Raw genomic sequence first — 21,594 nt, 5'->3', positions numbered from 1 at the left:
CACGCTAAGTGCAATAAGCGACAGGCTTTATTTCGATTTACGTCGTGCCTCGGCCGGCGTTTCGGTCAAGGTGATCCTGCTGCCGGTACTGCTGATGCTGGGCAGCACCCTCGCCAAGGTCGCCCTGGATCCCCACAGCGGCCTGGCCGAAGCGCTGAAGTTTCTCGGTGAACCCCTGATCGCCCTGGGTCTCGCCGTGTTGGCGGCCACCGTGCTGCTCGGCTGGGGCAGCGGCATGCCGCGCGAGCGCGGCGGCGGCGTGCTGCGCAAGAGCCTGGCGCCCATCGCCGCGCTCCTGCTCACCATCGGCGCCGGCGGCGGTCTCAAGCAGACCCTGCTCGACGCCGTCGTCAGCCATACCGTGGCCAAGGTGGCCGAGGGCGCCCATCTGCCCTACATCCTGCTGGCCTGGCTGATCGCCGTGGCGCTGCGCCAGGCGACCGGTTCGGCCACGGTGGCCACCACCACGGCCGGGATCCTGGCGCCGGTGGTGGCCGGGCTGGCCGGTCCCCAGGCCTCGATGATCGCCCTGGCCATCGGCGCCGGCGCGGTGTCTTCTGCCACGTCAACGACGCCGGCTTCTGGATGGTGCGCGAGCACTTCGGCCTGGAGCTCAAGCAGAACCTGTGGGTCTGGTCGGTACTGCAGACGCTGGTTTCCGCCACCGGCCTCGTGGGTACGCTATTGTTGTCCCTCTGGCTCTAGCTGAGAGGTGCCCATGGAGACCGCTCCCACCCTGAACCGCCCGCGGCGCCGCGATCTGTTCCTAGGTTTCTTCGGCCTGGGTATCACGGCCTTCGGCGGGGTGTTGCCGCTGGCGCGGCGCTACCTGGTGGAGAAGCGGCGCTGGCTGTCGGCGGAGGAATTCACCGAATTGCTCGGCCTCTGCCAGTTCCTGCCGGGCGGCAACATCATCAATCTCTCGGTGGCGGTGGGCATGAGATTCGCCGGCTGGAGCGGTGCCCTGGCCGCTGCCGCCGGACTGCTGGTAGGGCCGACCCTGGTGGTGGTTGGGCTGGGCGTGCTCTACGACCGTTACCACGACGATCCGCTAGTGGGGCGCGCCTTCGCCGGGCTCGCCGCTGCGGCGGCGGGGTTGCTGGTGGCCATGGCGGTCAAGCTCGTCCAGCCCCTGCGCGGTCGCTGGCTGGCCCTGGGCATCGCCTGCCTGGCTTTTCTCGCCCTGGCGCTGCTCAAGCTGCCGCTGCTCTGGACCATGCTGGTGCTCACCCCCGTCAGCGTGCTGCTCAGCTATCGGCGGGGCCTATGAGCACGACCCTGCTGGCCCTGGCGCTGATCTTCACCCAGCTGTCGCTGCTGGCCTTCGGTGGTGGCAACTCGGTGCTGCCGGAGATGCAGCGCCAGGTGGTGACGGTGCATGGCTGGATGAGCGCCGCCGACTTCGCCGCCCTGTTCGCCCTGGCCCAGGCGGCGCCCGGTCCCAATCTGATGATCGTGCCACTGATCGGCTGGCACGTGGCCGGCTGGCCCGGGCTGCTGGTGACCTCCCTGGCCAAGTTCGTACCGTCCTCATTGCTGACCCTGGGGGTGCTGCACCTCTGGCAGCGCTTCGCCGATCGCTCCTGGCGTCGGCATCTGCAGGCCGGGCTGGTGCCGGTCACCGTTGGCCTGGTAGCGGCCAGCGCCTGGCTGGTGGGCACGGGCGTGGCCACCGCGCCGCTGTGGGTGCTGATCCTGGCGGCAGGCGCGCTGGGCTCGCTGTTCACCCGCTGGCATCCGCTATGGTTGCTGGCCGGCGGGGCCCTGGTCGGAGTGCTGTTCGGGCCCTGAACCGCCAGAGCTCTCAGGCACTGCCGGACGCGGGCAGCGTCGAAGCCAGAACCTCAATCGAGAGCATCCTTGTGATCACCCGTCCTCAGAATCCCTCGCTGCGCGAACTGCTGTTCACGGTACGCGGCTCCATCGTCCAGGCGATCTGGCCCAAGCTGCTCTATGTGGTGCTGCTGAGCCTGGCGGTGACCCTCAGCCATGGCGTCATCCTGCGCTTCGACTTCGGCCTCACCACCACACCCCTGACGCTCTGGGGGCTGACCCTGGCGATCTTTCTCGGCTTTCGCAACACCACCGCCTACCAGCGCTTCTGGGAGGCGCGCGGTCTGTGGGGCGAATTGCTGATCGCCGGTCGCAATCTGGCGCGTCAGGCCGAGACCCTGCTGCCCGGCCTGACAGCGACCGAGCGCCGCCAGCTGCTGACTCCGCTGCTGGCCTTCGGTTATGCGCTGCGTGATCACCTGCGCCGCGAAGCACCGTCGGTCGATCTGCAGCGCCTGCTGGCAGGGGAGGACGCTTTGCTCGCGGCACCTCACCGACCCAGCGCGCTGATCCGTCGGCTGGGCACCCAACTGGTCGCCCGGGCGCGCGAGGAAGGCCTAGGCGATGCGCTGATCGCCAACCTCGACCACCAGCTGGACCGGCTGACCGCGGTGCTCAGCGGCTGCGAGCGCATCCGCCAGACGCCCATTCCCTATCCCTACATCCTGATGTTGCACCGGGTGGTGCACGTCTATTGCTTCCTGCTGCCGTTCTGCCTGGTGGACAGCCTGGGCTGGTTCACGCCCCTGGCGGTGCTGGTGCTGGCCTACACCTTCTTTGGTCTGGACGCCCTGGGCGACCAGATCGCCGATCCCTTCGGCATCCAGCCCAACCACCTGCCGCTGGACGCCCTCAGCCGCGGCCTGGAGATCGCGGTGCTGGACCTGCTGGGCGAGCCCACCCCGGAGCCGATCCGGGCGCAGGCGGGGTTGCTGAGGTGATGATGCGGGAATTCGAGTTCAGGCAATCGCGGCCATGCCATGAGAGCGGCTATATCGGGACACCGCTCTGGTGGCGATTCAATCCACCGTGTCCTTTCTGGCCCGCCGCGGACGCCTGACCAATTCCCCGCGGCAATTCGGACATTGCTCCTGCAACGGCCCGGCCGCGCACTCCGCGCAAAAGGTGCACTCATAGGAGCAGATCACCGCCTCCTCGCTCTCCATCGGCAGGGCCTTGGCGCAGTGTTCACACGAGGTACGCATTTCCAGCATGGCTGTCTCTCCCGGTTCAGGCGCCGAAGCGCGCCGCGTAGTCCTGGGGGCTGACCGCCAGGTGTTTGTGAAAGGTGCGCCGGAGATTTTCCGGATGGCCGAAGCCACACAGGCGCGAGACCGTGGCGATGGAGGCCTGGCCGTCCTGCAGCAGTACTCGCGCGGTCTCCAGCCGGACCTGCTCGACATAGCGGCCCGGGCCCATGCCCACCTCGCGACTGAACAGCCGCGACAGGGTGCGGGGCGCCATGTGGGCGCGTTCGGCCAGGCGTTCCAGCCCGAGGTCTTCACCCAGGTGCCCAGGAATCCAGTCGAGCAGGGCCGCCAGGCGCGGCGTCCGCCCCGGATCGGGCGCCAGGCAGGCACTGAATTGCGCCTGGCCGCCGGGGCGGCGCAGGAACATCACCAGTCGGCGCGCCACCGCCAGCGCCAGCGGACGTCCGAGGTCGGCTTCCACCAGCGCCAGCGCCAGGTCGATGCCAGCGGTGACACCGGCCGAGGTGAACACATGGGGGTCGCCATCGCGCCCCAGGGGGTCATAGGTATGCAGGCGATCACCCTGCACCGCGATGGCGGGAAAGGTCGCGAGTTCGTCGACGTAGGCCCAGTGGGTGGTCGCGCGACGGCCGTCCAGCAGCCCGGCACTGGCGAGCAGCAGGGCGCCGGAACACACCGAGCCGAGGCGCCGCACCCGGGGTTCCAAGGCACGCAGCCAGGCCAGCAGGTCGGCGTCCTGGCGCAGCGTCTCGATGCCCAGACCGCCGGGGACGAGCAGGGTATCCACCTCGCCCACGTCGAGGTCGTACCAGCCCTGCTCGGCCTGGATGCCGATGCCGGCGGAGGTACGCACCAGCCCTTCGGCAGCGCCCAGCAGGCGCAATCGATAGTGGGCGGGCAGGCCCTGGCGCTCCCGTTCCAGATTGGCCGAGGCGAACACCTGCAGCGGACCGGTGACGTCCAGACTCATGACGTCGGGATAGAGCAGGGCGGCGATCAGCGGCATGGGTGGCTCTCCGTAGCGATCTACCGAGGATGCCCTGGCGTCCAGGCTGGCGACAAGGTCAAAGGCCCCACGGATCTGGCCATCCCTCGGCAGGTTGGATTTGGCGTGACCCACGCCCGGCCTTATCATCGCCGCCCATGAACTACACCGATCCCAAGCAACTGGCGCCCCTGCTGGAAGCCATCCTGCTCGCTGCCGGCCGGCCGCTGACCCTGGAGCGCCTGGCCGAACTCTTCGAAGAGTACGAACGCCCCGAGCCCGCCCACCTGCGTGCCGGCCTCGCCGTGCTCGGTGGCTCCTGCCGCAAGCGCGGCTTCGAACTCAAGGAGGTGGCCTCCGGCTATCGCCTGCAGGTGCGCGAGAAGTATGCGCCCTGGGTCGGGCGACTCTGGGAAGAGCGCCCGCCGCGCTATTCCCGCGCCATGCTGGAGACCCTGGCGCTGATCGCCTATCGCCAGCCCATCACCCGCGGCGAGATCGAGGAAGTCCGCGGCGTGGCGGTCAACAGCCAGATCGTCAAGACCCTGCTCGAACGCGACTGGATCCGCGTGGTCGGCTATCGCGACGTACCCGGGCGCCCGGCCATGTTCGCCACCACCAAGGCCTTTCTCGACTATTTCGACCTGCGCAGCCTCGACCAGCTGCCGCCCCTGGCCGAGGTCCGCCAGCTGGAACCCGAACCGGCCTCGGTCCTGGAAGACCCCGAGCTGAGCCTGGCGGCGCTGGGGGTAGGGGAGCCGGAGGAAGAAGAGGACACCTTGGTGATTCCCGAACGCACCAGCTTCCGCACCCTGCTCACCGAGCTGGACGCCATGGAAACCGGCCTCAAGACCGATTTCGAGGACCTGCGCCAGGCGGTGGACGAGGAAGACGAGGGCTGAGTCGTGCCCGTTGGACTTCGCGCTGCTCAGCCCAGCCTACACGCTGAACCGCCCTTTTTCCGCCGAAAGCAGCCCCCTCGCTCGAACAACCCCCTCTCCCTCGGAGAGAGGGCCGGGGTGAAGGCACGCTTCACGATGAAGGCCCAAGCGGAAAAGGCTGCGCCGTTTTCCACGCTACGATGCTTTCCTGGCCGCGGAAGACCAACCCCTCGCTCGAACAACCCCCTCTCCCTCGGGGAGAGGGCCGGGGTGAGGGCGGGTTCAAGGTGTATGCACGGCCGGAACGGGCTGCGCCGTTTTCCACGCTACGATTTTCTGAGTATCTGATGCGTATCGCGGCTATCCCGATGCGCCGTAGCGACCGCTCTGACTTGGACTATCGCGGCCATGGGCCGCTCCTGCAGGGGGTGATGCTTTTGTAGGAGCGGCCCATGGCCGCGATCAGCGTTCTACGGCCGACACAGGAGCGGCCGCATCTGTGGACCGGCCCTGCCGCGACTGAAAACGAAAAAAGCGCCCGGAGGCGCTTTTCTGTACGACCTACAGACCTCAGGCCGGCGCGTTGACCAGTGCCTTGCAGGTATCGAGCATACGGTTGGAGAAGCCCCACTCGTTGTCGTACCAGGCCATGATCTTCACCAGCTTGCCGCTTACCTTGGTGTGGTTGGCGTCGAAGATCGACGACAGGCGGTTATGGTTGAAGTCGATGGAGACCAGCGGCTTGTCGTTGTAGCCCAGTACCGGCGAGGCTTCGGCCGCAGCCTTCATGAAGGCGTTGATGGTCTTGGCGTCGGTTTCCTTGGCGGTCAGGATGGTCAGATCGACCAGTGACACGTTGATGGTCGGCACCCGTACGGCCATGCCGCTAAACTTGCCTTGCAGCTCCGGCAATACCAGGCCCACGGCCTCGGCGGCACCGGTCTTGGTCGGGATCATCGACTGGGTGGCCGAACGCGCCCGGAAGGGGTCGGAGTGATAGACGTCCGACAGGTTCTGGTCGTTGGTGTAGGCATGGATGGTGGTCATCAGACCGTTCTCGATGCCCAGTTCGCGCTGCAGCACCTGGGCGACGGGCGCCAGGCAGTTGGTGGTGCAGGAGGCGTTGGAGATGATCTGGTGCGACTGGCGCAGGATGTTGTCGTTGACGCCATAGACGATGGTGGCGTCCACGTCCTTGCCCGGGGCCGAGATGATCACCTTGGAGGCGCCGGCTTCCAGGTGGGCAGCGGCCTTGTCGCGGCTGGTGAAGAGGCCGGTGCACTCGAACACCACGTCGACCTTCATGTCCTTCCACGGCAGCTCGGCCGGGTTGCGGATGGCCGTCACGGCGATGCGATCGCCATTGACCACCAGCTTGTCGCCCTCGACGGACACCTCGGCAGGGAAGCGGTCATGAACGCTGTCATACTGTAGGAGATGCGCATTGATGGCGGCGTCGCCCAGGTCGTTGATCGCGACGACCTCCAGGTCCTGGCGATAGCCCTCGGTATACAGCGCCCGCAGCACGTTGCGGCCGATGCGTCCAAAACCATTGATGGCAATACGAATACTCATTGAGAGAAACCTCGCGATAGCTGGGTTTTGTTGTAAAAAACATTACACATGACGCGTGCTAAGCGGAATAATAGCGCCAATTTGGCTGTGAATGTTTTAAATAACAACAAATTTAGCCCGGTGGAGAATCGAAACCATGCATCCTCGCGTCCTCGAAGTCACACAGCGGTTGGTGGAACGCAGTCGTCCGACCCGTGAGCGTTACCTCGCCATGATCCGGGCCGCCGCCAGCGACGGTCCGCAGCGCGGCAAGCTGCAATGCGCCAATTTCGCCCATGGCGTCGCCGGGTGTGGATCCTCGACGGATAAGCAGCGCCTCCGTTTGATGGACCAGGCCAACGTCGCCATCGTTTCCAGCTACAACGACATGTTGTCGGCTCACCAGCCCTACGAGCACTATCCGGAGCTGATCAAGCAGGCCCTGCGCGAGATCGGCTCCGTCGGTCAGTTCGCCGGTGGCGTGCCGGCCATGTGCGACGGCGTGACCCAGGGCGAGCCCGGCATGGAGCTGAGCCTGGCGAGTCGCGAAGTCATCGCCATGTCCACCGCAGTGGCCCTGTCGCACAACATGTTCGACGCGGCGCTGCTGCTCGGCATCTGCGACAAGATCATTCCCGGCCTGATGATCGGCGCGCTGCGCTTCGGCCATCTGCCGATGATCTTCGTCCCGGGCGGCCCCATGCCGTCGGGCATCTCCAACAAGGAGAAGGCGCGCGTGCGCCAGGCCTTCGCCGAGGGCAAGGCGACCCGCGAAGAGCTGCTGGAATCGGAGATGAAGTCCTACCACAGCCCCGGCACCTGCACCTTCTATGGCACCGCCAACACCAACCAGGTGGTGATGGAGGTCATGGGCCTGCACCTGCCGGGTTCTTCCTTCGTCAATCCCTACACCCCGCTGCGCGACGAACTCACCCGCGAGGCGGCGCGTCAGGTGACCCGCATCACCCACCAGGGCGGCAACTTCATGCCGCTGGGCGAGATCGTCGACGAGAAGTCCATCGTCAACTCGGTGGTGGCCCTGAGCGCCACCGGCGGCTCGACCAACCACACCCTGCACATCCCGGCCATCGCCCAGGCCGCCGGCATCCAGCTGACCTGGGACGACATGGCCGAGATCTCGGCGGTGACACCGACCCTGGCGCAGGTCTATCCCAACGGCAAGGCCGACGTGAACCACTTCCACGCCGCCGGTGGCGTCAACTTCATGGTGCACACCCTGCTCGAGGCCGGGCTGCTGCACGAAGACGTCAACACCATCATGGGGCGCGGCCTGTCGCGCTATCTGCAGGAGCCCTTCCTGGTGGACGGCAGGCTGGAATGGCGCGCCGGACGGGCCGAGAGCCTGGACGAAGACATCCTGCGTCCGGCCAGCCGGCCGTTCAACGAGGAGGGCGGTCTGCGCGTCATGCAGGGCAACCTTGGCCGTGGCGTGATGAAGGTGTCCGCCGTGGCGCTCAAGCACCAGCTGGTGGAAGCCCCGGCGCGGGTCTTCCACGACCAGACCGAACTGGCGGCCGCCTTCAAGGCCGGCGAGCTGGAGCGCGACTTCGTCGCGGTGGTACGCTTCCAGGGACCCAAGGCCCTGGGCATGCCCGAGCTGCACAAGCTCACCCCCTACCTCGGCGTGCTCCAGGATCGCGGGTTCAAGGTGGCGTTGGTCACCGACGGCCGCATGTCCGGCGCCTCGGGCAAGGTTCCGGCGGCGATTCACGTCTGTCCGGAAGCCATCGATGGCGGCCCGCTGGCCAAGGTCTGTGATGGCGATCTCATCCGCGTCGATGGCCGTACCGGAGAACTGAAGATTCTGGTCCCGGCGGACGAATGGATGGCCCGCCAGGCGGTCGAAGCGCCCCAGGGCACCGGGGTAGGCTGTGGTCGTGAGTTGTTCGCCTTCATGCGCGGCGCCATGAGCACGGCCGAATCGGGTGCCAGTGCATTTACTTCCAGCCTGGAGGCGCTGAAATGAGTTTGGCTTTGGTTGGCGACATCGGGGGCACCAACGCCCGCTTCGCCCTGTGGCGCGACGGTCGCCTGGAGGCGATCGAGGTCTTCGCCTGTGCGGATTACGCCTGTCCGGAAGACGCCGTGCGCAAGTACCTGGCGCAGACCGGCGTGGCGCTGGACGACATCACTGCCGTGTGTCTCGCCTGTGCTGGCCCGGTGGGCGAGGGTGACTTCCGCTTCACCAACAACCACTGGGTGATCAAGCGCGAGCAGTTCTGCCGCGAGCTGGGCCTGACCCATCTGCTGCTGATCAACGACTTCACCTCCATGGCCTGGGCGATCGCCCGCCTGGATCCGGCGGATTCCGTCCAGGTGCGCGACGGCATCGCCTTGCCGACCCGTCCGCGCCTGGTGATCGGGCCGGGCACCGGCCTGGGTCTCGCCAGCCTGGTGCCGAGCGGCAAGGATCGCTGGATCGTGCTGCCGAGCGAGGGCGGTCACGTCGACCTGCCGATCAATACCCAGCGCGAATTCGATATCTGGAAGATCCTCAAGCGCCAGTTCGGCAACCACGTCTCCGCGGAGCGCGTGGTGTCCGGCAGCGGCCTGGTCAACCTCTATCACGCGAGTTGCGAACTGGACGGCCGGACCGCCGCCCTGCACAGCGCGGCTGACATCTGCGAGCTGGCGCTCAAGGGTGATCCCTATGCCGACGCCGTGCTGGAGCAGTTCTTCATCTGGCTGGCGCGGGTCGCTGGCAACGCGGCCCTGACCCTGGGTGCCCTGGGGGGCGTCTACATCGCCGGCGGCATCCTGCCGCGCTTCGTCGAGCGCTTCCAGAGCGGAGCCTTCGCCCATGCCTTCGCCGACAAGGGCAAGACCAGCAGCGCCTACCTCAAGGACATCCCGGCCTGGCTGGTGACCGCCGAGTATCCGGGGCTGTTCGGTGCCGGCGTAGCCCTGGATCAAACCATCGCCGAGGCGCGACAGGTCTAAGAGCCTGTTCAAAATCTGCTACGCGTCGGCCAAACTGCGTTGAAGATGGCCTGGAGGGCCAGCCCCGTCGGAATGCTCATGTACCACTCGTAAATCCGAGCGCGGGCCCGATCCGCTTCCTCAGCCATTTTTGCCTTGTCTGGCTCCAGCTCGCGAGCCTTTGAACAGGCTCCGATCCACCCCGGGGTCGGGCGACTACTCAAGGTCGCCCGACCCCGGTATGCTGCCGGCACTACCGGTAGCTGGCCCCTGGCCAGAACAACAAGAGCGAACATCGCCATGTCCACCCTGGGCAAATCCCTCCTGGTCGTCGACGACGATGGGGAAATCCGTGAGCTTCTCGACGCCTATCTCACCCGTGCCGGGTATCGGGTGCGCGCCGTCGGTGACGGCCGCGAACTGCGCCGGGCGCTGGGCGACTTCGTCCCCGATCTGCTCATTTTGGACGTCATGCTTCCTGGCGAAGACGGCTTCGCCCTTTGCCGCTGGATGCGTGAGCAGTCGAGCTGCCGCCAGGTGCCCATCATCATGCTCACCGCCAGTTCCGACGAAGCCGATCGGGTGATCGGCCTGGAACTGGGCGCCGACGACTACCTGGGCAAGCCCTTCAGTCCCCGTGAACTGCTGGCCCGCATCAAGGCGTTGCTGCGTCGTGCCGGCTTCGGCGAGACGCGCCCGGCGGCCACCGGTCTGCTGACCTTCGACGACTGGCGCCTGGATCCGGTCAGTCATCGGCTGTTCCACCGTGACGGCGAGGAGGTCATCCTTTCCGGCGCCGATTTCACCCTGCTCAAGCTGTTTCTCGACCATCCCCAGCAGATCCTCGATCGCGACACCATCGCCAATGCCACCCGCGGTCGCGAGGTGTTGCCGCTGGAGCGCATCGTCGACATGGCGGTGAGTCGCCTGCGTCAGCGGCTGAGAGACACCGGCAAGTCGCCGCGGCTGATCCGCACCGTACGGGGTTCCGGCTACCTGCTCGCCGCCGAGGTCAGCGGACTGGTCGCCGATGCGGTGTAGCGGTCTGCTCGCGCGGCTGGTGCCGCGCTCGCTGTTGGCGCGGATGCTGCTCCTGACGCTGCTGGCGGTGCTCCTGGCGCAGGGCGCTTCAGCGCTGTTCTGGTCCGCCTCCCTGCGCAGCGATCGCAACCAGGGCCTGCAGACGGCTGCCCGCAGCCTGGGCTATTCCATCGCCGCCAGCGTGCGCTACTTCAGCCTGCTGCCACCGGCCTATCGGCCGCTGGTACTGGAGCAGTTGCGCAACATGGGCGGCACGCGCTTCTTCGTCTCACTCAACGAAAAGCCGCTGACCATGCAGGCGTTGCCGGATACGCCCGGCCGCCGGGCGGTGCTCCAGGGGGTCGAGGCGGTGCTGCGCGAACGGCTGGGCGCGGCCATGCCCATGTACGTGGAGTTCATCGGCCCGCAGCAGCTGCGGCTGTTCAACGGCGCCGTGGCGCTCGACGAACTGCCGCGCTCCTGGGCGCACTACGCCCTGAGTCTGGAGCCGCTGGAGCCGCCGGTGCTGGTGACCCAGATCCGCATTGGCGAAGGGGAGTGGGTATATCTGGCGACCCTGATGCCCGCGCCCTACTACAGCCTGGACGAATCCTGGTTGCCGCTGCAGCAGTTGCTGTTCATGGTCTTCAGCAGTGCCTTCCTGCTGCTGTTCATCGGTCTGCTGATCCGCTGGCAGAGTCGACCGCTCAAGCGGCTGTCGCGGGCCGCGCGAGAGCTGTCGCTGGAGGTCCATACCCCACCGGTGCGGGAGGAGGGTGCCCAGGAGATCCGCGAGGTCACCCGCGCCTTCAACGCCATGCGTGAACGCATCGCCCGCTATCTGGACGAGCGCGCGCAGCTGTTCAGCGCCATCTCCCACGACCTGCGCACGCCCATCACCCGGCTGCGCCTGCGCGCCGAGCTGGTGGATGACGAGGTGATGCAGGCCAAGCTGGTGCGTGATCTGGACGAACTGGATCTACTGGTCAAGGGGGCCCTGCAGTGCGTCAAGGACACCGACATCCACGAGAATCTGGAACCGGTCGACCTGCAGGCACTGCTGGTGCAACTGGTGGAGCCCTTCACCCAGGAACAGCCACCGCGGGTGCGCCTCACCGGTGAGGCCCGGGGCACCCTGCTGGGCAAGCCGCTGGCGCTCAAGCGCTGCATCGGCAACCTGCTGGACAACGCCCTCAAGTATGGCTATCGCGCCCACCTGCAGGTGGAAGACGACGGCCATGCCTTCGTCCTGCATGTCGACGACGAAGGCCCGGGAGTGCCGGAGCAGGAGCTGGAACAGGTGTTCCAGCCCCATGTCCGCCTGGCTACCGACCGCCAGGGTTACGGTCTGGGCCTGGGCATCGCTCGAAACCTGGCCCACGCCCATGGTGGCGAGGTGGAGTTGCGCAACCGCCGCGAGGGCGGTCTGCGGGTCACCCTTACTCTCCCGCGCACCTGAGTATTGGTGTGACGTTATGTCACCAAGCCGTGACAAAACTCCTTCCCTTCGTTACCCACGGCGGCAGTCGTCTGACTAGACTCGGCCCAGCTCCAATAAAAAAACAACAAGGAACGACCCCCTCATGAATGCGTTGAATCGTCTCGCTCTCGCCGTTTCCCTTTCCTGCGCCGCGCTCGCTGCCCCCCTGACCGCCCATGCCGGTGAGGTCGAGGTGCTGCACTGGTGGACCTCCGGTGGCGAGGCTCGCGCCGTCGATGTGCTCAAGCAACTGATGCAGAAACAGGGCGATACCTGGAAGGACTTCGCCGTGGCCGGTGGCGCCGGTGAGGCCGCCATGACCGTGCTCAAGACCCGCGCCGTCTCCGGCAACCCGCCGTCCGCCGCCCAGCTCAAAGGCCCCGACATCCAGGAATGGGCCAGCATGGGCTTCCTGGCCAACATCAGCGACATCGCCATGCAGGGCAACTGGGACACCATCCTGCCCAAGCGCGTGGCCCAGACCATGCAGCACGACGGCGAGTACGTTGCGGTGCCGGCCGGCATCCATCGCATCAACTGGCTGTGGATCAACCCCGCCGTCTTCAAGAAGGCCGGCGCCAAGGTCCCCACCACCCTCGACGAATTCTTCGAGGCCGCCGACAAGCTCAAGGCCGCCGGCGTCGTGCCCCTGGCCCATGGCGGCCAGAATTGGCAGGACGGCACCATCTTCGAATCCCTGGTCATGGCCATCATGGGCCCGGAAGGCTACGACAAGGTCTTCGTGCAGACCGATGCCGACACCATCCGCAGCGACAAGATGGTCGAGGTGTTCAAGACCTTCAAGCGCATCAAGGGCTATGTCGATCCCAACGCCGCCGGCCGCGACTGGAACCTGGCCACCGCCATGGTCATCGAGGGCAAGGCGGGCATGCAGATCATGGGCGACTGGGCCAAGGCCGAATTCGCCGCCGCCGGCAAGAAACCGGGCGTCGACTACGAATGCGTGGTGATGCCTGGCACCCAGGGCGACTTCATCTACAACATCGACTCCCTGGCCATGTTCAAGATCAAGAACAAGGACAACCAGAAGGCCCAGGACGACCTGGTGCGCACCGTCATCGACAAGCCCTTCCAGGAGGTGTTCAACCTCAACAAGGGCTCCATCCCGGTGCGCAACGACATCGACCTGTCCAAGTTCGACAGCTGCGCCCAGCAGTCTGCCAAGGACTTCCAGGCGGCCAACGCCGATGGCAAGGCCGAACCGAGCATGGCGCACAGCATGGCCAATACCAGCTATGTGCAGGGCGCGATCTTCGACGTGGTGACCAACTTCTTCAACGACGCCAACGCCGATCCGAAGAAGGCCACCGAGCAGCTGGTCGCCGCCATCCAGGCCGCGAAGTAAGGCCGATCGCGGCCATGGCGGTCCGCCGCTGCGGCCGCTCCTACAGCTAGGGTCGACCTGTAGGAGCGGCCCATGGCCGCGATTATCCAGCTAGCTGACATCAAAATAATACCACCCCTGGGGTCGCCTCATGGCTCTTACCGAAACCCTTCCCGTCGTGTCCGTCAGTCGACGCCCCGACCGGTTGCAGCGCCTGCTGCCCAAGCTGGTGCTGGCGCCAACGGCCATCGCCATGGTCGTCTGCCTCTATGGCTACATGCTGTGGACGGCCGTCATCTCCTTCACCAACTCGCGCTTCCTGCCCAGCTACAACTTCGCCGGCTTCGCCCAGTACGCCCGGCTGCTGGAAAACGATCGCTGGCTGGTGGCCTGCAAGAACCTGGCGATCTTCGGTGGCCTGTTCATCCTGCTGAGCCTGGCCATCGGCGTCTTCTTCGCCATCCTGCTGGACCAGCGCATCCGCCGCGAAGGCTTCATCCGCACCATCTATCTCTATCCCATGGCGCTGTCGATGATCGTCACCGGCACCGCCTGGAAGTGGCTGCTCAACCCCGGCATGGGGCTGGACAAGCTGCTGCGCGATTGGGGCTGGGAAGGCTTTCGCTTCGACTGGCTGGTGGATCCCGACCGGGTCATCTACTGCCTGCTGATCGCCGCCCTCTGGCAGGCCTCGGGCTTCGTCATGGCCATGTTTCTCGCCGGGCTGCGGGGCGTGGATTCCTCCATCCTCAGAGCCGCCCAGGTCGACGGGGCAGGGCTGCCGACCATCTACCTGCGCATCGTCCTGCCCAGCCTGCGGCCGGTGTTCTTCAGCGCGGTGATGATCCTGGCCCACATTGCCATCAAGAGCTTCGACCTAGTGATGGCCATGACTGCGGGCGGTCCCGGCTACGCCTCGGACCTGCCGGCGGTGTTCATGTACCAGCACACCTTCACCCGCGGCCAGATGGGCCTGGGTTCGGCCAGTGCGGTGCTGATGCTCGGCGCGGTGCTGGCGGTGCTGGTGCCCTACCTCTACTCGGAATTGCGGAGCAAGCGAAATGGCTAAGGCTCTGAACGTCAATCGCGTGGCCATCCACGCCACCCTGATCATCGCCTGCGCCGTCTATCTGGTGCCGCTGGTGGTGATGCTGCTGACCAGCTTCAAGACCCCGGACGACGTCCGCACCGGCAACCTGCTGAGCCTTCCCCTGGACTGGACGATCATCGGCTGGATCAAGGCCTGGGACGTGGTGCACAGCTACTTCTGGAACTCCTTCATGATCACCGTGCCGGCGGTGCTCATCTCCACCTTCATCGGCGCGCTCAACGGCTACGCCCTGTCGAAGTGGCAGTTCCGCGGCTCCAATCTGCTGTTCAGCCTGCTGCTGTTCGGCTGCTTCATTCCCTTCCAGGTGATCCTGCTGCCGATGTCCTTCACCCTCGGCCAGCTGGGCCTGGCCAACACCACCGCCGGCCTGGTGCTGGTGCACGTGATCTATGGCCTGGCCTTCACCACGTTGTTCTTCCGCAACTACTACGTGGGCATCCCCGATGCCCTGATCAAGGCGGCGCGGCTGGACGGGGCCGGCTTCTTCACCATCTTCTTCAAGATCCTGCTGCCGCTGTCCACGCCCATCGTGATGGTCAGCCTGATCTGGCAATTCACCCAGGTATGGAACGACTTCCTGTTCGGCGTGGTGTTCGCCAGCGGCTCGTCGCAGCCCATCACCGTCGCCCTCAACAACCTGGTCAACACCAGCACCGGCGCCAAGGAATACAACGTCGACATGGCCGCCGCCATGATCGCCGCGCTGCCGACGCTGCTGGTCTACATCTTCGCTGGCAAGTATTTCGTCCGGGGCCTGACCTCGGGCGTGGTCAAAGGATAAGGAAGGCCACCATGGCAGCTCTCGAACTCAAAAGCGTACGCAAGACCTACGGCAACGCCGCCCAGGAAGCCCTCAAGGGCATCGACATCCGCATCGACGCCGGCCAGTTCCTCATCCTGGTGGGGCCCTCCGGCTGCGGCAAATCCACCCTGATGAACGCCATCGCCGGTCTGGAAGACATTAGCAGCGGCGCCATCTGCCTGGACGGCGAGGACGTCACCCAGGTCGAGCCCAAGGACCGGGACATCGCCATGGTGTTCCAGTCCTACGCCCTGTATCCGACCATGACCGTGCGCGAGAACATCGCCTTCGGCCTGAAGATCCGCAAGACGCCCAGGGAGCAGATCGACGCCGAGGTGGCGCGTGTCGCCAAGCTGCTGCAGATCGAGCACCTGCTCGAGCGCAAGCCGGCGCAGCTCTCCGGTGGCCAGCAGCAGCGGGTGGCCATGGGCCGCGCCCTGGCGCGCCGGCCCAAGCTCTATCTGTTCGACGAGCCGCTGTCCAACCTGGACGCCAAGCTGCGGGTGGAGATGCGCACCGAGATCAAGCTGATGCACCAGCGCTTGCAGACCACCACCGTCTACGTCACCCACGACCAGATCGAAGCCATGACCCTGGGCGATCGCGTCGCGGTGATGAAGGACGGCGAGGTGCAGCAATTCGGCACCCCGGAGGAGATCTACAACGATCCCGCCAATCTCTTCGTCGCCAGCTTCATCGGTTCGCCGCCCATGAACTTCGTGCCGGTGCGCCTCGAAGCGCGCGAGGGCAGGGTGGTCGCCCGCGTCACTGGCGATACCGGCGACAGCCAGGTCGACTTGCCCGATCTGGATCCGGCGCTCGCTGGACGAGAGGCTATCCTTGGAGTGCGTCCGGAGCAGATCCAGTCGGCGCACCCGGCGGACAACGCGGTGCCAGGCATCCTGACGCGGATCCAGGTGGTTGAGCCGACCGGTCCCGACACCCTGCTGTACGCCGAGTGGAACGGCACCAAGGTCTGCTGCCGGGTCGCCCCGGGCGAAGCGCCGCGAGCCGGCGATCAGGTGCTGTGGCGGATCGATTCGCGACGGGCGGTGCTGTTCGATCCTGCGAGCGGTCGCCGACTTTCTTGAACGGAGCTCATGGCTGAAACGTTACAGCAATGGTAAGGTCCGCCCGCCGCCGCGCCTGACGTCGGGTCGCGGCCCTACCAGAGGCCTGGGGTCGCACCCCGGGCCGCCGTGACAGACAGGAGAACAACAATGGCACTACCCCGCGTCGTGGTCTTTGGCGAAGCCCTCACCGACATCGTCCAGGGTAATCCTGGCGAATGGCGGGGTTATCCGGGCGGTGCCCCCTGGAACGTGGCGCGTGGCCTGGCCCGGCTGGGCGTGGAAAGCGCCTTCGGCGGCGCCATCAGTCAGGATGGCCTGGGTGACGAGATCGCCTGGCAGTCGGAAACCGCCGGCCTCGATACGCGCTTCCTGCAGCGCGTCGCCGCCGATCCGCTGGTGGCCATCGTGCCGTCGAGCCGTCCGCCGCGCTATTTCTTCGCCGGCGAAGCCGATCTCCAGTTCGACCCGACGCAGCTGCCCGAAGGCTGGCTGGACGCCGCCGAGGTCTGCCATTTCAGCTGCATCAGCCTGGCTCGCTATCCGCTGGCCGACACCCTGCTGGACCTGGCCCGCCAGGCGAAGGCCGCCGGCAAGCGCCTGAGCTACGATCCCAACTGGCGCAACCTGATGGACGATCGCTATCGCCAGCAGACCTTTCCCGAACTGGTACGCCTGGCCGACGACATCAAGCTGTCCGACGAGGACATCCGCCAGATCTATCCGGGCCTGGACGAGCGCGCCGCGCTGGACGAATTGCGCGCCCTCAATCCCCATGCCCGTATCCTCTTCACCCGCGGCGAACACGGCCTGGTGCTCTATACGCCGGAAGGCGAGTGGCAGCAGGCCGCCATCGCCGTGGACGTGGCCGACACCGTGGGTGCCGGCGACGCCTGCATGGCCGGCTGGCTGGCTTCCGGCCTGCTGGGCCTGACCGATCTGCAGCAGCGCCTGAGATTCGCCGCGGTCAGTGCCTCGGTGTCCTGCCGTCATGCCGGCGCCTATGCGCCGACCCGTGCCGACGTCGAAGCCCTGCTGCAGGTGAGCCCCCACTAGAACGCGTTCCCACAACAACAATAGCTGCCAAGGAAACCCGATGGACTTCCCCGATTTTCGTCGCCGCGACACCCTGCTGGAGCACGTCCGCCACACCCTGGCGTTCTACCATCCCCGCTGTGTCGATCCGCAAGGCGGCTTCTATCACTTCTTCAAGGACGACGGCACGGTCTACGACAGCCGGACCCGCCATCTGGTCTCCAGCACCCGCTTCGTCTTCGATTTCGCCATGGCCTACCGGCACTATGGCGATCCCGCCTTTCTGGAAGCGACCCGCCACGGCCTGAGATACCTGCGCGAGCGGCATCGCCAGGCCAATGGCGGCTATGCCTGGCTGCTGGACGGCGACACCGTGGTGGATGGCACCAACCATTGCTACGGCCTGGCCTTCGTGGTGCTGGCCTATGCCCACGGCCTGCAGGCGGGCATCCAGGAAGCCCGTGGCTGGCTGAGCGAAGCCTGGGAATCCCTGGAGACTCATTTCTGGCGCGAGGCCGATGGCCTCTATGTCGACGAGATCAGCGCCGACTGGCAGACCGTGGCGCCGTATCGCGGCCAGAACGCCAACATGCACGCCTGCGAAGCCCTGCTGGCCGCCTTCGAAGCCAGCGGCGAGGTGCGCTACCTGGATCGCGCCGAGACCCTGGCGCGCAACATGACCCAACGCCAGGCCGCGCTGACCCTGGGGCAGGGCGGGGTGGCCGACGAGGTCCCCGGTGGCCTGGTCTGGGAGCACTACCACAGCGACTGGTCCATCGACTGGGACTACAACCGCGACGATCCGGCCAACCTGTTCCGACCCTGGGGTTTCCAGCCGGGACACCAGATCGAATGGGCCAAGCTGCTGCTGATCCTCGAGCGCCATCGCCCCCAGCCCTGGCTGTTGCCGCGCGCCCAGGCGCTGTTTGATGTCTCCTGGCGCCTGAGCTGGGATGGCGAGCACGGCGGTCTGTACTACGGCTTCGCCCCGGACGGCTCGCCCTGTGATCCGGACAAGTACTTCTGGGTCCAGGCAGAGGCCCTGGCCGCCGCGGCGCTGCTCGCGGAGCGCAGTGGCGAGGCCCGCTATTGGGAACACTATGAGGCGCTCTGGCGCTACAGCTGGACGCATTTCATCGATCACGAGCACGGTGCGTGGTGGCGCCTGCTCGACCGTCGGAACCATAAGTACTCCGACGACAAGAGTCCGGCCGGCAAGGTCGACTACCACACCATGGGTGCCTGTTACGAAGTCCTCAACGTCCTGCCGTAAGTATTAGAGACGCGGGTTTCGGGCCCTGGGTGTCATCACTTCAATAAAAAGGGATCTCAGTAATGAACAAGCAAAACCACAAGAATCGTCCTGGGCGCGCACTGCCCCTGGTGTCGCTGCTGGCCCTGGCGGTTGCCGCGGGTGCCCAGGCGGCGCCCCAGGCCAATCCGGGTGGCAACTTCAGTGGCGTCAACAACACCGAGGCCGCCTTCGAGCCGCTGGGCAACACCATGACCGGCGACTGGGGTGGCGTGCGCAAGGACTTGCGCGACAAGGGCTGGGACATCAAGCTCGAATACGTCGGCGAGGGCGCGACCAACCTGCGTGGCGGCTACGACGACGACCGCACCGGGCGCTGGAGCTCCCAGTACATGTTCGGCCTCTGGGGCGACATGAACAAGATCGCCGGCTGGGAGAACTCGGTGTTCAAGCTGGCCATCACCTCCCGTGACGGCCGCAACCTGACCGACGACCGCATCACCGATCCGCGTGTCGGCGGCTACTCCTCGGTGCAGGAAGTCTACGGCCGTGGCCAGACCTGGCGTCTGACCCAGTTGTGGCTGTCCAAGGGTTTCTTCGATGGCCGTCTGGACATCAAGGCCGGTCGCTTCGGTGAGGGCGAGGACTTCAACTCCTTCGAGTGCGACTTCCAGAACCTGGCGTTCTGCGGCTCTCAGGTCGGCAACTGGGAAGGCGTCTGGTACAACTGGCCGGTCAGCCAGTGGGCCCTGCGCGTCAAGTACAGCCTGACCCCCGAGCTGTTCGTCCAGGTCGGTGCCTACGAGCAGAATCCGTCGCTGCTGGAAACCGGCAACGGCTTCAAGCTCAACGGCAGCGGCACCAAGGGTGCGGTCCTGCCGGTGGAAATGGTCTGGTCGCCCAAGGTCAACGGCCTGCCGGGCGAATACCGCGTCGGCTACTACTACAGCACCGCCGATGCCAACGATGTCTACGAAGACGTCAACGGCAACTCCGCCGCCCTCACCGGGCTGGATTACAAGGAGCACTCCAGCAAGCACGGCTACTGGGTCGTGGCGCGTCAGCAGATCACCGCGCACAACGATGACCCGAGTCGCGGCCTGTCGGTCTTCGCCAACTTCACCGCCCATGCCAAGGACGTCAACAAGGTCAGCAACTACGTCCAGGCGGGCCTGGTGTACAAGGGGCCCTTCGACGGTCGTCCCAAGGATGACATCGGCTTCGGCGTCGCGCGCATCAGCACCAACAGCGACTTCCGCGACAACCAGCGCGCCCTCAACCAGGCCGCCGGTGCCACCGACTACGATGATCCGGCCTACACGCCCCTGCAGCACAACGAGTACGACGCCGAGCTCTACTATGGCGTGCACGTGACCAACTGGCTGACCGTGCGCCCCAACATCCAGTACATCAAGAGCCCGGGTGGCGTGCGTGAGGTCGACAATGCCGTGGTCGGTGGCCTGAAGGTTCAAGCGGTTTTCTAAGGCTCGCCCGAAACTGCCTGCGCGGCGGCGATGCGGCGTTGAAAACCGGTTCGGAATGCTCATTTACGCTTTGTAAACTGTGCTTCCTCACCGGTTTTCGCCTGGCCTCACCCTCGCTCGGCGAGTTTCAGTCGGTCTTATCAATCGCCCCCATAGCCCGCCATCCTGCCGGATGGCGCTGGACAGGGCCCTGCAGTGGTTATACTGCAGGGCCTTTTTCATTTCCGAGGTTGCCGTGGGTAAGGTCGAAAGTCCCTGCATCAGCCAGTGCAAGATCAAGGACGAAGTCTGCCAGGGATGTGGCCGCAAGCGCTCAGAGATCAAGGGATGGAAGGAGTTGAAGGACAAGGAGCGCAAGGAAGTCATCGACAAGTCCAGGAAGCGTCTGAAGAAGCTCAAGAAGGGCTGATGCCTTCCTGTCGGCCCCTTAGGTTGGGTTGAGCGCAACGAAGCCCAACGTTGCCGCCCTATGTTGGGCTTCTCTATCGCAGCCATGGGCCGCTCCTACGGCGCAGGCGAAACTCTAGGAGCGGCCCATGGCCGCGATTGCCAATGCCTGAGACGCATGACCAGGCAACAGCCATGCCCCGAACCCGCTAAGCCCGTTCCACCTCGTCCAGCAACCCCATGAACGCCTGCGCCGCGTTCGAATGGGTGCGCTCGGTATGCAGGATGTACCCCAGCCGGCGTGCCAGCTGAATCTCCGGCAACGGCAGGCGGCGCACCTGGTCGTCCAGCAGGGTGCGTGGCAACACGCTCCAGGCCAGTCCGATGGACACCAGCATCTTGATGGTCTCCAGGTAGTTGGTGCTCATGGCGATATTGGGTGTCAGCCCCTGGGCGTCGAACAGCCCATGCACGATCAGCCGGGTAAAGGTATTGCCACCGGGAAACACCGCCGGATGTCGTGCCACGTCGGCCAGGCTGACCTCTGCCTGGTTCGCCAGCGGATGTTCGGGTGCCGCGACGAAATCCAGCGGATCGCTCCATACCGGTACCGCCTTGATCGGCGCCGCGGTCTGGGGTGCCAGGGTGATGATCGCCAGCTCCACCCGCCCATGCAGGATCTCGTCGTAGGCCGCTTCCGAATCGAGAAAGCGGATATCCAGGGCGACGTCGGGATAGTCCCGGGTGAAGCGCCTGAGGATCGGGGGCAGTCGGTGCAGGCCGATGTGGTGACTGGTCGCCAGCGTCAGTCGGCCGCCGATGGCACCATTGAGATTGGTCAGGGCACGCCGGGTGTCATCGATCACGCCTAGAATCTGATAGGCGCGGGGGAGCAGGGCGCGTCCCGCCTCGGTCAGGCTGACCTCGCGCCCGATGCGATCGAACAGCCGCAGCTCCAGCTGCAGCTCCAGGGCGGCGATGCGCTTGCTCACCGCCGGCTGGGTCAGGTGCAGCCGCTCGCCCGCATCGGAAAAGCCGCCGGTTTCGGCCACCGCGACGAAGGCATTCAGATTGGCGAGGTCCAAGACGTCGAATTCCTGCTGGTTATGCGCTTCATGAAAAAGATGAATTTGTTTCATGCGAGCCTAGCGCGGTATCTTTGACCCCACAAGCACCAAGGGCATGCAAAGGCCCGTGCCGTTCC

General features: G+C 65.8%; 19 protein-coding genes and 2 pseudogenes. 17 read left to right on the top strand and 4 right to left on the bottom strand.

Features of this window, described 5'->3' with window-relative positions:
• Positions 1 to 40 precede the first annotated feature (40 nt).
• The 4 genes and pseudogenes from EC839_RS04715 to EC839_RS04700 all read left to right on the top strand — a co-directional run.
• Positions 41 to 705, top strand: a pseudogene (locus tag EC839_RS04715) (gluconate transporter); the annotation flags it as partial.
• 13 nt (positions 706 to 718) lie between these two features.
• Positions 719 to 1,270: a chromate transporter gene (locus EC839_RS04710; RefSeq protein WP_132832290.1), complete on the top strand. Its 552-nt coding sequence runs from the start codon at positions 719 to 721 to the stop codon at positions 1,268 to 1,270.
• Positions 1,267 to 1,791 (top strand): chromate transporter, encoded by a 525-nt coding sequence (locus EC839_RS04705; protein WP_132832289.1) that lies wholly within the window; start codon positions 1,267 to 1,269, stop codon positions 1,789 to 1,791. The genes EC839_RS04710 and EC839_RS04705 overlap by 4 nt, the downstream gene beginning before the upstream one ends.
• Positions 1,792 to 1,862: 71 nt before the next feature.
• Positions 1,863 to 2,774 carry a bestrophin family protein gene (locus EC839_RS04700; RefSeq protein ID WP_132832288.1) on the top strand — a complete coding sequence of 304 codons (912 nt, stop codon included), beginning with the start codon at positions 1,863 to 1,865 and terminating at the stop codon, positions 2,772 to 2,774.
• A gap of 78 nt (positions 2,775 to 2,852) precedes the next feature.
• Here the strand turns inward: EC839_RS04700 and EC839_RS04695 are convergent, their stop codons facing one another.
• Both EC839_RS04695 and EC839_RS04690 read right to left on the bottom strand, forming a co-directional pair.
• Positions 2,853 to 3,038: a DUF1272 domain-containing protein gene (locus EC839_RS04695; protein WP_256680956.1), complete on the bottom strand. Its 186-nt coding sequence runs from the start codon at positions 3,036 to 3,038 to the stop codon at positions 2,853 to 2,855.
• Positions 3,039 to 3,063: 25 nt separating this feature from the next.
• Entirely contained in the window at positions 3,064 to 4,050 is a 987-nt protein-coding gene (locus EC839_RS04690; RefSeq protein WP_132832286.1) for a GlxA family transcriptional regulator, read from the bottom strand.
• 137 nt (positions 4,051 to 4,187) lie between these two features.
• On the opposite strand from EC839_RS04690, the pseudogene scpB reads away from it, so the two are divergent.
• Positions 4,188 to 4,928 (top strand): annotated as a pseudogene (gene scpB, locus EC839_RS04685) (SMC-Scp complex subunit ScpB); the annotation flags it as partial.
• A 552-nt stretch (positions 4,929 to 5,480) separates the two neighbouring features.
• Here the strand turns inward: scpB and gap are convergent.
• Entirely contained in the window at positions 5,481 to 6,485 is a 1,005-nt protein-coding gene (gene gap / locus EC839_RS04680; RefSeq protein ID WP_132832284.1) for a type I glyceraldehyde-3-phosphate dehydrogenase, read from the bottom strand.
• Between the two features lie 136 nt (positions 6,486 to 6,621).
• Between gap and edd the strand changes: the two genes are divergently transcribed.
• The 12 genes from edd to EC839_RS04620 all read left to right on the top strand — a co-directional run bounded on the left by edd (position 6,622) and on the right by EC839_RS04620 (position 20,412).
• Complete coding sequence (gene edd / locus EC839_RS04675; protein ID WP_132832283.1) at positions 6,622 to 8,451, top strand: phosphogluconate dehydratase; 1,830 nt, start codon at positions 6,622 to 6,624, stop codon at positions 8,449 to 8,451.
• Complete coding sequence (locus EC839_RS04670; RefSeq protein WP_064309577.1) at positions 8,448 to 9,425, top strand: glucokinase; 978 nt, start codon at positions 8,448 to 8,450, stop codon at positions 9,423 to 9,425. The genes edd and EC839_RS04670 overlap by 4 nt, the downstream gene beginning before the upstream one ends.
• 279 nt (positions 9,426 to 9,704) lie before the next feature.
• A complete protein-coding gene (locus EC839_RS04665) occupies positions 9,705 to 10,445 on the top strand; it encodes a response regulator (protein ID WP_027599669.1) in 741 nt (246 codons plus the stop codon).
• Positions 10,435 to 11,883, top strand: coding sequence for an ATP-binding protein (locus EC839_RS04660; protein WP_132832282.1), 1,449 nt, complete (start codon positions 10,435 to 10,437; stop codon positions 11,881 to 11,883). The genes EC839_RS04665 and EC839_RS04660 overlap by 11 nt, the downstream gene beginning before the upstream one ends.
• Before the next feature lie 124 nt (positions 11,884 to 12,007).
• Positions 12,008 to 13,270 (top strand): ABC transporter substrate-binding protein, encoded by a 1,263-nt coding sequence (locus EC839_RS04655; RefSeq protein ID WP_132832281.1) that lies wholly within the window; start codon positions 12,008 to 12,010, stop codon positions 13,268 to 13,270.
• Positions 13,271 to 13,400: 130 nt separating this feature from the next.
• Entirely contained in the window at positions 13,401 to 14,318 is a 918-nt protein-coding gene (locus EC839_RS04650) for a carbohydrate ABC transporter permease (protein ID WP_132832280.1), read from the top strand.
• On the top strand, positions 14,311 to 15,141 hold the full coding sequence (locus EC839_RS04645; protein ID WP_132832279.1) for a carbohydrate ABC transporter permease: 831 nt from the start codon (positions 14,311 to 14,313) through the stop codon (positions 15,139 to 15,141). Before EC839_RS04650 ends, EC839_RS04645 begins: the two co-directional genes overlap by 8 nt.
• Before the next feature lie 11 nt (positions 15,142 to 15,152).
• Positions 15,153 to 16,253, top strand: coding sequence for an ABC transporter ATP-binding protein (locus EC839_RS04640; RefSeq protein WP_132832278.1), 1,101 nt, complete (start codon positions 15,153 to 15,155; stop codon positions 16,251 to 16,253).
• Positions 16,254 to 16,382: 129 nt separating this feature from the next.
• A complete protein-coding gene (locus EC839_RS04635; RefSeq protein WP_132832277.1) occupies positions 16,383 to 17,288 on the top strand; it encodes a carbohydrate kinase in 906 nt (301 codons plus the stop codon).
• Between the two features lie 40 nt (positions 17,289 to 17,328).
• Positions 17,329 to 18,540, top strand: coding sequence for an AGE family epimerase/isomerase (locus EC839_RS04630; RefSeq protein ID WP_132832276.1), 1,212 nt, complete (start codon positions 17,329 to 17,331; stop codon positions 18,538 to 18,540).
• Between the two features lie 62 nt (positions 18,541 to 18,602).
• Positions 18,603 to 20,003, top strand: a complete 1,401-nt coding sequence (locus tag EC839_RS04625) for a carbohydrate porin (protein ID WP_007158670.1) — start codon at positions 18,603 to 18,605, stop codon at positions 20,001 to 20,003.
• A gap of 235 nt (positions 20,004 to 20,238) precedes the next feature.
• A complete protein-coding gene (locus tag EC839_RS04620) occupies positions 20,239 to 20,412 on the top strand; it encodes a DUF1289 domain-containing protein (protein WP_007158669.1) in 174 nt (57 codons plus the stop codon).
• A gap of 187 nt (positions 20,413 to 20,599) precedes the next feature.
• Here EC839_RS04620 and EC839_RS04615 read toward each other — a convergent pair whose 3' ends face one another.
• Positions 20,600 to 21,475, bottom strand: a complete 876-nt coding sequence (locus EC839_RS04615) for a LysR family transcriptional regulator (protein WP_132832275.1) — start codon at positions 21,473 to 21,475, stop codon at positions 20,600 to 20,602.
• Between the last annotated feature and the right edge of the window lie 119 nt (positions 21,476 to 21,594).

The sequence above is a fragment of the Pseudomonas sp. JUb52 genome (assembly GCF_004341115.1).
Taxonomy (GTDB): Bacteria; Pseudomonadota; Gammaproteobacteria; order Pseudomonadales; family Pseudomonadaceae; genus Chryseomonas; species Chryseomonas oryzihabitans.
This window is presented reverse-complemented; position numbering and strand designations above follow the sequence as displayed.